The sequence below is a fragment of the Actinomycetota bacterium genome (assembly GCA_019347575.1).
Taxonomy (GTDB): domain Bacteria; phylum Actinomycetota; class Nitriliruptoria; order Nitriliruptorales; family Nitriliruptoraceae; genus JAHWKY01.
On sequence record JAHWKY010000038.1, the window covers coordinates 1 to 11,826 of the forward strand.

The 11,826-nt window shown below is 68.8% G+C and carries 11 protein-coding genes; all 11 read left to right on the top strand.

All coding sequences use genetic code 11. The features are described from left to right. Positions 1-251 (top strand): hypothetical protein (locus KY469_19075; GenBank protein ID MBW3665201.1); only part of this gene is annotated, 251 nt, incomplete at its 5' end. Beyond that, on the top strand, positions 248-1,423 hold the full coding sequence (locus KY469_19080) for an alpha-hydroxy-acid oxidizing protein (GenBank protein ID MBW3665202.1): 1,176 nt from the start codon (positions 248-250) through the stop codon (positions 1,421-1,423). The genes KY469_19075 and KY469_19080, both read left to right, overlap by 4 nt. A 58-nt stretch (positions 1,424-1,481) precedes the next feature. Then, the gene (locus KY469_19085) at positions 1,482-2,393 is read left to right on the top strand and encodes a branched-chain amino acid ABC transporter permease (protein MBW3665203.1); all 912 of its coding nucleotides are present in this window, start codon (positions 1,482-1,484) and stop codon (positions 2,391-2,393) included. Further along, on the top strand, positions 2,390-3,319 hold the full coding sequence (locus KY469_19090; GenBank protein MBW3665204.1) for a branched-chain amino acid ABC transporter permease: 930 nt from the start codon (positions 2,390-2,392) through the stop codon (positions 3,317-3,319). The genes KY469_19085 and KY469_19090 overlap by 4 nt, the downstream gene beginning before the upstream one ends. Continuing rightward, positions 3,316-4,071: an ABC transporter ATP-binding protein gene (locus tag KY469_19095; protein ID MBW3665205.1), complete on the top strand. Its 756-nt coding sequence runs from the start codon at positions 3,316-3,318 to the stop codon at positions 4,069-4,071. The genes KY469_19090 and KY469_19095 overlap by 4 nt, the downstream gene beginning before the upstream one ends. Before the next feature lies 1 nt (position 4,072). Then, on the top strand, positions 4,073-4,759 hold the full coding sequence (locus KY469_19100) for an ABC transporter ATP-binding protein (GenBank protein MBW3665206.1): 687 nt from the start codon (positions 4,073-4,075) through the stop codon (positions 4,757-4,759). A gap of 35 nt (positions 4,760-4,794) precedes the next feature. Then, positions 4,795-5,487, top strand: coding sequence for an EthD family reductase (locus tag KY469_19105; protein MBW3665207.1), 693 nt, complete (start codon positions 4,795-4,797; stop codon positions 5,485-5,487). 2 nt (positions 5,488-5,489) lie between these two features. Continuing rightward, complete coding sequence (locus KY469_19110; GenBank protein MBW3665208.1) at positions 5,490-7,532, top strand: hydantoinase/oxoprolinase family protein; 2,043 nt, start codon at positions 5,490-5,492, stop codon at positions 7,530-7,532. Then, positions 7,529-9,208, top strand: coding sequence for a hydantoinase B/oxoprolinase family protein (locus KY469_19115; GenBank protein ID MBW3665209.1), 1,680 nt, complete (start codon positions 7,529-7,531; stop codon positions 9,206-9,208). The genes KY469_19110 and KY469_19115 overlap by 4 nt, the downstream gene beginning before the upstream one ends. A 47-nt stretch (positions 9,209-9,255) precedes the next feature. Continuing rightward, complete coding sequence (locus KY469_19120; GenBank protein ID MBW3665210.1) at positions 9,256-10,488, top strand: ABC transporter substrate-binding protein; 1,233 nt, start codon at positions 9,256-9,258, stop codon at positions 10,486-10,488. Positions 10,489-10,568: 80 nt separating this feature from the next. Beyond that, positions 10,569-11,825: a CoA transferase gene (locus tag KY469_19125; protein ID MBW3665211.1), complete on the top strand. Its 1,257-nt coding sequence runs from the start codon at positions 10,569-10,571 to the stop codon at positions 11,823-11,825. Position 11,826 lies beyond the last annotated feature (1 nt).

An 11,826-nucleotide genomic window follows, 5' to 3' on the forward strand; every position in this document is an offset into this window, starting at 1 on the left:
ACTTCGGCGTCGTCACGCTCCGCCCTGACGCCCCAGCGGCTGCCACCGGCGTGGTGCAGGTCGGACTCGCGGGGGGTATCGCCGTCGGCCCTCTGCTCTTCGGCCTCCTCGCGGGCCACCTCGATTACGGTCGATCGTGGATGGTCGTCACCGCTGTGATGCTCATCGCGGCCTGGCTCGTCTTCCGTGGAGCCGTGGGCCTCGGACACCACTCGGGCTCGCTGGTCCCTCTGGCCAGGAGCGACGGGTGAGTCGCACCCTGCACTCGGTTGCGCACGCTCGACGCGTCGCACGTCGCCGGCTGCCGAAGGTCGTGTTCGACTTCGTCGACGGCGGCGCCGAGGACGAGATCACGCTGCGACGGAACACCGCTGACCTCGCAGCGCTCACGCTGCGTCCGGACGGCCTGGCCGACGTCTCGCAGCGCGATCTGAGCACGACCGTGCTCGGTGAGTCGGTGTCAATGCCGATCCTGCTCGCGCCGGTCGGCCTCGCCCGGCTCGTTGGCGGCGGTGGAGAGCGCGCTGCCGCCGCAGCCGCGGCAGCGGCTGGGACCGTGTACGTGCTGAGCACACAGTCGAGCTACACCATCGAGGACGTCGCAGCGAGTTCGTCAGGACCGCGATGGTTCCAGCTCTACCCCTGGCGCGACCCCGCCGTCGTGGCGCAGCTCGTCGATCGTGCCGAGCGCGCCGGGTACCGGGCCCTCTGCCTGACCATCGACGTGCCGACGGTCGGCAAGCGGGAGCGGGACCTGCACAACCGGATGGTCCTGCCACCACGGCCACGACCCCACCACGTCCTCGAGGCGGCGATCCGCTGGCCGTGGATCCGTGACGTCATCCTGGGGGAACCGGTGCGGTTCGCCAACCTCGCCGGCATCGCCGACGGCGACAGCACGGTGACCGTGGGGCAGTACGTCAGCCGTGAGCTCGCGAACCCGGGCGCCACGTGGGCGGTCGTGGGCGAGCTACGAGAGCGCTGGGAGGGGCCGCTGCTCGTCAAGGGCGTCCTCACCGCCGCCGATGCGCGCCACGCCGTGGATCACGGCGTCGACGGCATCGTCGTCTCCAACCACGGTGGTCGCCAGCTCGATGGCGTCTCGAGCAGCATCCGCGCCTTGACCGAGGTCGTCGCCGAGGTCGGCGACGACGCCCAGGTCCTCATGGACGGTGGCGTCCGCCGCGGCAGCGACGTCGTCAAGGCGCTCGCGCTGGGCGCCCGTGCCGTGCTCGTCGGCCGGCCCTACCTCTGGGGCCTGGCGGTCGGCGGGCAGGCAGGTGTCGAGGCCGTGCTGGCGATCCTGGCAGACGAGCTCGATCGCTGCCTGACCCTCCTGGGTCGTGCCACCCCGTCCTCCGTCGATCGCCACGCCGTCGCGGTCCCCACGGCATGGGTTGCTCCAAGGGTGTTGACGGAATAAGTGATGATGATGATAATGAATATCCGTGCGGTCGGTCAGATGACGTGGGAGCGGTGACGTGCTTCTCCTCCAACAGCTCACCAACGGGCTGCTCATCGGCGCGGTCTACGCGCTCTTCGCCACCGGGCTGACGCTGACGCTCGGCGTGCTGCGGATCCTGAACCTCGCCCACGGCGTCACCCTGACGATCGCGGCCATCGCCGGGGTCGAGATCGCCTCGCGCTTCGGTCTGCCCTTCGTGCCGCTCCTGGTCGTGGGTGCCGTGTTCGGCGGCATCGTGGGACTCGTGCTCGAGTACCTGGCGTTCCGACCGTTGCGGCTCTCCCGTTCACACGACGAGCACAGCCGCGAGTGGTCCACACTCGTCGCGAGCCTGGCGATGCTGATCGTGCTCGAGAGCTTCGCGCAGCTCTACACCTTCACCTTCACCCCCGATCAGATACTGCGCTTCCCCATCGAGACGTTCCAGAGCACACCGATCACCTTCCTCGGGATCTCGGTCCGCTCGATCAGCCTGGTGATGTTCGTGATCGCCACGCTCCTGACGGTCCTCGTCTGGTGGGTCATCCAGCACACCCAGACGGGTCGGGCCGCTCGGGCCGTGGCCGCCGACCCCGAGGCCGCAGGCATGCTCGGGATCAACGTCAACCTGTACGCGGCCGGGGTCGTCGCGGCGTCGGGGATGCTCGCCGGCATCGCCGGGATCCTGATCGGGGTCGCGTTCAACAGCGTCGACTTCCTCACCGGCGAGCTGTACCTGCTGCGCGGCTTCGCGGTCGTCATCCTCGGCGGCATCGGCAGCGTCCCCGGGAGCCTCTTCGGCGGCCTGCTCCTTGGGCTCTCGGAGGGCCTCACGGTGCACTTCGTCGGGACGCACTGGGTGAAGGCGGTCGCCTTCGGCCTGCTCTTCCTCGTGCTGATCGTCCGACCGCAGGGGCTGTTCGGCAAGCTGGAGGTCGACCGCGCATGAGCCTCGGGCTGTCGCAGACGATCATCGAGCTGGCGCTCGTGAACGTCATCCTCGCACTGTCCGCCTTCGTCGTCGTCGCTGGCGGGACGTTCTCGTTCGCCTTCGTGGCCTTCATCGGCCTCGGCGCCTACACGGGCGCCATCATGGCCACCGAACACGGACTGGGCTTGCTGCCGGCACTGGTCGTCGCCCCGGCGATCGCGATGGTCGTTGCCGCGATCCTGGCCAAGCCCCTCGAGCGCCTGACCGGCGTCTACCTCGCCATGGTCACGGTCGCGATCATGGCCGTCTTCGAGGTCGTGCTCCTGAACATGAGCAGTGTCACCGGTGGGGCACTCGGCATCACGGGTATCGGCAGCGGCATCGGCCTGCTCGAACTCGGGCTCGCCGTGGCTGCGCTGCTGTTGGCGTTCCGGATGCTCCAACACTCGATGCTGGGACGCGCGATGCGGCTCGTGCGCGCGGATCCGCTCGTCGCCAGTGCCGTGGGCGTCAACGTGCCCCGCCTCCAGCTACTGCTCTTCGTCGCCTCGGCCGGGATAGGGGCCTTCGGAGGCGTCCTGCGCGCCTACTACTTCGGCTTCGTCGTCCCTGGCGACTACAGCTTCGCGCTGCTGATCCGCCTACTCGCGATGGTCATCCTGGGAGGCGTCGGGCACTGGAGCGGTGCGCTCATCGGCGCCTTCGTCATGACCGTGGTACCCGACTGGTTGCGGCCGTTCGGCGAGTGGCGCGACATCGCGACCGGCGGGATCGTCCTGCTCATCATCGTCCTGGTCCCGCAGGGTGTGACCGGCGGGCTCACGCGTCTGCGGCGGATCCTCGTGCGCCGACGGCGGGGCGAGATCCAAGAAGAACCCGAGGACGCTCCCGCGACCGGACGGATCGAGGGTGAGCTCAGCATCGAGGGCGAGGGGGCGCGATGACCATGCTGTCCATCGAACACGCATCCAAGCACTTCGGTGCGCTCAAGGCCGTCGACGACATCAGCCTCGACGTGGCACCGGGCGAGATCGTGGGCCTCGTCGGCCCCAACGGGTCGGGCAAGACCACCCTGCTCAACCTCGTCAGTGGCTTCCTCGCCATGACCGACGGACGCATCGTCATCGATGGGGACGACACCTCCGGAGCGCCACCGCACATGGTCGCCCGGAAGGGCGTGAGCCGGACGTTCCAGCTCATCCGGCTGGTCGAGACCGCCACGGTGCACGAGAACGTGCTGGCCGGCCTGTACACCGACGCCCCGGACCGCAGGCTCGGCCACGCCCTGGTGCCCTTCTGGGTCGCCGACCGGCGCCGTGAGCTCGACGAGCGGGCAGCGGCTGCCATCGAACGGCTCGAGCTGTCCCCCTACGTCGGCATCGTCGTCGAGGAGCTGCCGTACGGGATCCAGCGGCGTGTCGAACTCGCGCGCGCGGCCGTATCGCAGCCGGCGCTCATCCTGCTCGACGAGCCGGCCGCCGGCGTCACCGAGCGCGACGTGCAGCGGCTCGGCAACTTCATCGAGACCGAGGCGGAACGTGGCTGCGCCGTGGTCCTCGTGGACCACCACCTGCGTTTCGTACTGGACGTGTGTCCGCGGCTCGTCGTCATGAACTTCGGCGAGAAGATCTTCGACGGATCCTCCGGAGAGGCGACCGGGAACAGGGCCGTGCGGGAGGCCTACGTTGGGGTCTGAACTGCTCAGCGTGACCGGGCTGCGGGTGGCCTACGGCGGCATCCACGCGGTCCACGCCATCGACCTGCACGTCGACCGCGGCACGGTGGTGGCGCTCGTCGGACCGAACGGCGCGGGCAAGACCAGCACGATCCGCGGCATCGGAGGCCAGGAACGTGCCGATGGCCGCATCCTGTTCGACGGCGACGACATCTCGGGCTGGCCACCCCACCGCGTGTCGCGAGCCGGTCTCGCGCAGGTACCCCAAGGGCGCAGGTTGTTCCCCGAGCTGACCGTGATGGAGAACCTGTCGCTCGGCGCCTACAAGCGCGACGAGACGGGACAGCTGCGGGACGTGTTCGACCTGTTCCCCCGGCTGGAGGAGCGATCGAACCAGCGCGCCGGGTCCATGTCGGGGGGTGAGCAGCAGATGCTCGCCATCGGTCGAGCTCTGATGGCCGGTCCGAAGCTGATCGCCATGGACGAGCCCAGCCTCGGTCTCGCGCCCATCCTCGTCCGTGATGTCTTCGACGCGATCGCACGGATCCGCGAACTGGACGTCTCGGTGCTGCTCGTCGAGCAGAACGCGACGCAGGCGCTCAACGTCAGTGACCACGTCTACGTGCTCGATCGTGGCCGCATCGTGTACGAGCAGCCGACCGAGCGTGCTCGCGAGGAGCTCGATCTGATCGAGACGTACATGGGCTGACCGAGTCGGTCGGCACCCGAGCCAAGGAGCAACGCATGAGGATCAAGATGGTCAGCCCGATGACTCGCCTCGACGGCATGAGCCGCGAGGACTTCAGGGAGTACTACGTCAAGCAGCACACCCAGGTCGGGGGCGGTTTCCCCGGTCACATCAAGTACGTCGGCAGCCCCGCCATCCAGAGTGCCAACGGCGACGACCCGCCGTTCGACGCCGTGGCGGAGCTGTGGTGGGAGAGCGTCGACGCGCTGGCCGCGGCGTACACGCACGAGCTGTGGGAACGGGCACGAGCTGACCACCCCAACGTCGTCAGCGGCCGCATCATGTTCGTGGTCGAGGAGCACGACATCCTCGAGCCCCCGCCCACCGGTGAGGGCGTGAAGTACATCGCGCTGCTGACGCGCGCGGACAAGCAGTCGCGCGAGGACTTCCGTCGCTACTGGTTCGACGAGCACATCCCGCTGGCCCTGCAGACGCCGAACCTCAAGGGGTACCGCGCGTGCCCGGGTCTGTACTCCGCCAACGGCGACGGGATCCTGACCGACCCCAGAGAGGTCAGCCAGTTCGACGGAGTCGTCGAGATGTTCTTCGACAGCGTGGAGGCGTTCAACGAGTCGTTCGCCGACCCCTTCTGGGACCGGCTGCGCACCGACTACTACGCGAACTTCGCGATGGGCCGCGTCCAGCTCCTCGTCGAGGAGCACCTCGTCTTCGACAAGATCACGGACTGACCATGACCAACGACGCACCTCGTCCGCAGCTCGTCGGCGTCGATGTCGGCGGGACCTTCACCGACGTCGTCGTCCGCGACGAGCGCGACGGATCGCTGCGCGTCGGCAAGGTCCCCTCGACCCCCGAGGATCAGTCGCGCGGGTTCATGGAGGGCCTCGCAGCGCTCGACATCGATCCGGGGTCCGTCGCCCTCCTCATACACGGCACGACGGTCGCCACGAACGCGGTGATCGAGCGCAAGGGCGCGGAGTGCCTGCTGGTCACGACCCGCGGGTTCCGAGACGCGCTGGAGCTCGGCCGACGCGACCGACCCCAGGTCTACGGCCTGCGCGGCAGCGTGCACCCGCTCGTCCCCCGGCGGCTCCGCGTCGAGGTCGACGAGCGCACCCGGGCCGACGGCACGGTCACGCGCGAGGTCGACGAGGACGAGCTCCTCGCGGCCGTCGAGACCCACGTCGACGAGGTCGGTGCCGTCGTCGTCAGCTTCCTGCACGCGTACGCCAACCCCGCGAACGAGGAAGCGGCCTGCGCGGCGATCCGGCGACGTTGGCCCGAGCTGTACGTCATCCCGGCCGGGGTCAGCCTGCCGCGGATCTCGGAGTTCGAGCGCACCTCCACGGGGGTGGTCCACGCGTACGTGCAACCCATCATGAACCGCTACCTCAGCTCGCTCGCGAGTGCTGTGGACGAGGCCGGCTACCTCCGCCCGCCCGCGATCGTGCAGTGCAACGGGGGGATCATGTCGCTCGGGCACGCGATCGATCGCCCCGCCAACACCGTCCGCTCTGGTCCGGCCGCCGGGGTCATCGCCGGCGCCACCGTCGCTCGGCAGGCCGGGTTCCCCAACGCCATCACGGCCGATATGGGTGGCACCAGCTTCGACGTCGCGCTGGTCGTCGACGGCATCCCCACGGTCACCGACGAGAAGCTCGTCGACTTCCGGATCCCCCTGCGCGTGCCCACCATCGACGTCGAGACCCTCGGCGCCGGTGGCGGAAGCCTCGCGAGCATCGACGCCGCGGGGATCCTACGGGTGGGACCCGAGAGCGCTGGGGCGATGCCGGGCCCCGCGTGCTACGGGCGTGGCGGTGAGCAGCCGACCGTGACCGACGCCAACCTCGTCCTGCGTCGCATCAACCCCGATCGGCCCATCGGCGGCAAGCGCCTCGACCTCGACGTGTCCCTGAGCATCAAGGCGATCCAGGCTCACGTCGCGGACACGCTCGGCGTCGGCGTCGAGGAGGCAGCCGAGGCGATCCTCCGCGTGGTCGACGGCCGGATGGGTGGCCAGGTGCGCATCATGTCGGTGGGGCGCGGTCACGACCCCCGCGACTTCGTGCTCGTGCCGTTCGGAGGCGCGGGCCCGCTGCACGGCGCCGCGATCATGCGGGACGTGGGCATCCCACGCGCGGTCGTGCCGCCCTCGCCGGGGGTGACGTCGGCGATCGGCTGCATCGATGCGGATGTCCGCTACGACTTCGTCCAGAGCATCCGGCAGCCACTCGCCGACGTCGACTTCGACGCTGTCAACCGCATCGTCGACGAGTACCTGACCGAGGGGAGGCGCCTGATCGAACAGGGCGGGGTCCCGGTCGAGGCCGTCGCGCTGGGCGTCCAGGCGGAGATGCACTTCGAGGGGCAACGTCACGCCATCCGGGTCGAGGTCGAGAGCCCGCTGACTCGTGACGACGTGGAGCGCGCGTTCCGCGAGGAGTACCGCCGTCAGTACGGGACCGTGCTCGACAACCCGGCCATGCTACTCGACCTCGAGTGTCACGTGGTCGGGCGACGACCACGGAGGGTCGAGACCTGGCCCGAACTCGACGAGCAGCCGTGGGACGACGCGGTCATCGAGCGCCGGGACGTGTACTTCGACGGGGCTTGGCGAGACACGCCCATCATCGAACGTACCGCCCTGTTCCCGGGCATGTCCGGCGTGGGCCCGGCGATCGTCGAGCAGGACGACACCACCACGGTCGTGCTGCCCGACATGTCCGTGCGCGTCGATCACGCCGGGAACCTGATCCTGGAGGTGGCATCGTGACCGCGATCGATCCGACCACGCTCGCCGTCGTGCGCGGCTACCTCGACGAGGTCGTCGACGAGATGGATGTCGTGCAGGTCAAGGCGGCCTTCAGCCCGATCGTGTCGGAGATGAAGGATCGCGCCAACGGCCTGTTCCGCGCCGACACGGGCGAGACGATCGCCCAGGGCAACGAGGGTTCGCCGATCTTCGTCACGACGATGCAGCACGCCGTTCAGGCGACGCTCGACTGGCTCGGAACGATCGGACGTCGGTGGGAACCCGGTGACGCCTACCTGCTCAACGACCCGTACCTCGCCGGGACGCACCTGCAGGACGCCAAGCTCGTCGCACCGTTCTTCTGGGATGGCGAGCCGAGGATGCTGCTCGCGAACACGGGCCATTGGATGGACGTCGGTGCCGCCCAGGCTGGGGCGTTCGGCCCCACGTGTCGTGAGATCTACGAGGAAGGCGTGCGACTGCCCGTCATGCGCTTCGTCCGCGATGGCGAACTCGATCCCGAGATCCTGGCGCTGATCAGGGCGAACAACCGCCTGCCGGATCTCCAGGAGGGCGACCTCCGCAGCCAGTACAACGCGCTGCTCGTCGGACAGCGGCGACTCGAGCGCCTGTTCGACCGTTACGGCCCTGACGTGGTGATGGCGTGCGTGCACGAGCTCGACGAGCGCTCGGAGCAGCAGATGCGCTCCCGTATCGCCGACATCCCGGATGGTCGCTACCACGCCGAGGATGCCCTCGACAACGACGGCATCACCGACGAGGAGCTCGAGTTGCGGCTCGAGATCACCGTCGACGGCGAGCATATGACTGTCGACTTCACCGGTACCACCGGGGCCTGCGAAGGGCCGATGAACCTGACGCGCTCGACCACCGTGACCGCCTGCTACACGGGCCTGAAACACCTCTTCCCGGACATCCCGATCAACGGAGGCTGTTTCCGGCCCGTCGACGTGACCGTCCCGCAGGGCTCGCTGCTGGACGCACCGCCGCCCCACGCGGTGGGCGGCTACCCCGACACATCGGCACGCATCGTCGGCATGGTGGCCCAAGCACTGGTCGAAGCGGTCCCCGACATCGCGCCGGCGACGAGCTTCGAGACGGGGGGAGTGGCGGTCGTAAGCGGGGCGCGGAACGGCGACGAGGTCTTCGTTGCCGTCTTCCCGTACGGGGGTGGCTACGGGGGATGCAGGGGTGGCGATGGCCTCGTGAACGGCACCAGCGTCGTCGGCATGGCCAGCTTCCCTTCGATCGAAGCGTCCGAGCACGACTACCCGATCCTGTGGCACCGCTTCGGGATCCGGGAGGGATCCGGTGGTGCCGGGCAGTGGATGGGTGGCTGCGGCAACGAGTACGAGTTCGAGGTCGAGGTCCCCGCGCGTCTGTCGATCCTGGGTGAACAGGCCAAGCACCCGCCACCCGGCGCGCTCGGTGGACTGCCCGGGGCACCCAACGTCGTGGCCTACACCTTGAACGGCGAGTGGCAGGGCCCGGACCTCGGAGCCAAGGTCAGGCCCGTCGCCATCACGGCAGGCGACCGCATCCGCATGCGGTCGCCCGGAGGCGGCGGGTACGGGGATCCAGCGGATCGTGACCCGGCGGCGATCGAACGCGACATCGCGAACGGGTACCTCACGCCCGAGCAAGCACGTGAGTGGTTCGGCGGGAGCGACGGATGAAGGAACGGAGCAAGGTCATGCAAGCCAACCCCGAGAGGAGCAAGAGGATGCACGCATCACGTACACGCCGATCTCTGCGGATGCTCGCAGGTGTGGCCGGACTCGCCCTACTGATGACCGCATGTGGGGGTGACGACGACGCTGCGGACGACGACGGCACGGCGGCGCCGACCGCCCCCGACACCGGCGACGGGACGGCCACCGACGGTGGTGATGGTGGTGGCGACCTGCCGGACTCCATCAGCATCGGGGCGCTCGACTCGCTCTCCGGGGCCGCCGCCTTCTGCGGGCAGAACGAGGTCGCGGGCATGGAACTGGCCATCGCCGAGGCCGAAGAGATGGACTTCCTCGAAGGGACCGACATCGAGCTCGTCGTGGAGGACGACGCGAGCACCGCGGAGGAGGGCGTCGCTGCGTACCGGCGGCTCGTCGACTCTGGCGTGACCGCGATCGTCGGCCCGTGCTTCTCCACCGTGGCACAAGCGACGGTCGACTTCACTGCCCAGGACGAGGTCCCCATGATCCTGACGACGTCGGGTGACCCGCCGCTCGTCGATCCCGAGTGGGTCTACCGCGCCGGTGTCACGCAAGGCAGCTTCGCCGGCAAGACCGTCGACGTGCTGGCCGAGCGCGGCATCGAGAGCATCGCCGTCATCTACCACACCGACACGCCGACGATCGTCGGTGTCTGGGAGGAGGTCTGGAAGCCCGGTCTCGAGGCGGCTGGCATCGAACTGGTGTCCGAGGACGGTGTCACCGCTGACAAGCAGGACTTCAGCGCCGAGATCGCCAAGTACCAGCAGCTCGACCCCGACGCGATCGGCGTACTCGTGGTGGGTGGGCCCAACGTGGCGATCGTGACGCAGCTCCGCGAAGCCGGTCTCGACCAGCCGATCATGGGTCAGCTCGTGATGGGCGCGCCGTTCTACATCGAGAACGCCGGTGCTGCGGCGAACGGATCGATCTTCGCGACGAACTTCCACCACGAGCTGCCGTTCGAGAGCTCCCAGGCCTTCACCGAGGCGTACCGGGCCGCCGAGGGCAGCGATCCTGACTTCGCCGCAGCCAACGGCTACGACGGCGCGTGGATGCTCCTGCACGCGATCAAGAACGCGGGATCGGTCGAGGCCGGTGACCTGAAGCTGGCGCTCGACACCCACCCGGGTTTCGCTGGCGCTCAGGGCGAGATCACCTTCGACGAGAAGGGCGACGCGATCGGACCAGGTGCAGTGGTCGAGATCGTCGATCAGAGCATCGAGTTCGTGAGCACCGAGGGCTGACCGAGGCGATCCGTGTGGGGTGGGCTCGACCCGCCCCACACGGCCCCACGGCCGATGACGTAGAGACGAGGAACGTAACCATGCACGAGAACGCTGCGGACAACCCGCTCGGGGGAGCGCTCGACGGCATCACCGTCGTCGACCTGACGCGCCAGATGGCCGGACCCTACGGATCGCTCGTGCTGGCCGACTTCGGTGCGGACGTGATCAAGGTGGAGTCGTCGCCGCATGGTGATCCCAGCCGCCGTACGGGAACGCACTTCATCGAGGGCGAGAGCACGATGTTCCTCACTTGGAACCGCAACAAGCGCAGCGTCTGCGTCGATCTGCGATCCGAGGCAGGGAAGAAGGTCGTACGCCGCTTGATCGCGGACGCGGACGTGTTCATGGAGAACTACCGTCCGGGGGTCGCCGACGCGATCGGTGTCGGCTACGAGGCCATGCGCGAGCTCAACCCGCGACTCGTCTACTGCTCGGTCAACGCCTTCGGGTCCAAGGGCCCGTGGGCCGAGCGTCCGGGAACCGATCCGGTCGTGCAGGCCTTCAGCGGTGTGATGTCGGTGACAGGGGAACGCGACGGCGGACCCGTCCTGGTCGGGATCCCCATCGCGGACTACACCGGAGCGATGCTCGCCGTGCAGGGAGTCCTGCTGGCGTTGCAGGCGCGCGAACGCACGGGCCAGGGCCAGCACGTCGAGATCCCGATGATCGGGGCACTGCTGTTCGGCCTGACCACCCGCGTCGGGCCGTTCTTCCAGACCGGCGAGGACCCGGTCCGCTGGGGGAGCCAGCACAGCCAGGTCGTGCCCTACCAGGCGTTCGAGACCAGCGACGGCTGGGCCGTCGCCGGAGTGTGGGGTGACGACGGGTGGGCGGCGTTCTGTGACGCGCTCGAGTGGCCGGAACTCGCCACGGACGAGCGCTTCGACACCAACGTCAAGCGTGTGGAGCGCCGCGACGAGCTCGGTCCGCTGCTCCAGGAACGGTTCGTGGAGCGCACGACCGCGGACTGGGAGGAGCGTTTCACGGCGCACCGCGTGCTGTTCTCACCCGTGCACACCTTCTCGCAGGTGCTCAGGCACGAACAGGTGCGAGCGAACGGGTTGGTCACGCAGGTCGAGCACCCCACGATCGGCAGCTTGGATCAGATCGGACCCGTCGTACAGCTCCGCAGCACCCCGGCGCAGGTACGCAGCGCTCCACCTCTGCTGGGCCAGCACACGGTCGAGGTGCTGCGAGAGAGAGGCTGGACCGACGACGAGATCCAGGAGCTGCTCGACGACGGTGCGGTCGTCGCCAACGAACTCGAGCCAACCGGCGGGCAGCCGCGTGGGTGAG

Bases quoted from the DNA above. Each gene is read 5' to 3' on its own strand.
- KY469_19125 (MBW3665211.1), top strand. From the start codon at position 10,569: ATGCACGAGAACGCTGCGGACAACCCGCTCGGGGGAGCGCTCGACGGC.
- KY469_19095 (MBW3665205.1), top strand. From the start codon at position 3,316: ATGACCATGCTGTCCATCGAACACGCATCCAAGCACTTCGGTGCGCTC.
- KY469_19120 (MBW3665210.1), top strand. From the start codon at position 9,256: ATGCACGCATCACGTACACGCCGATCTCTGCGGATGCTCGCAGGTGTG.
- KY469_19090 (MBW3665204.1), top strand. From the start codon at position 2,390: ATGAGCCTCGGGCTGTCGCAGACGATCATCGAGCTGGCGCTCGTGAAC.
- KY469_19105 (MBW3665207.1), top strand. From the start codon at position 4,795: ATGAGGATCAAGATGGTCAGCCCGATGACTCGCCTCGACGGCATGAGC.
- KY469_19110 (MBW3665208.1), top strand. From the start codon at position 5,490: ATGACCAACGACGCACCTCGTCCGCAGCTCGTCGGCGTCGATGTCGGC.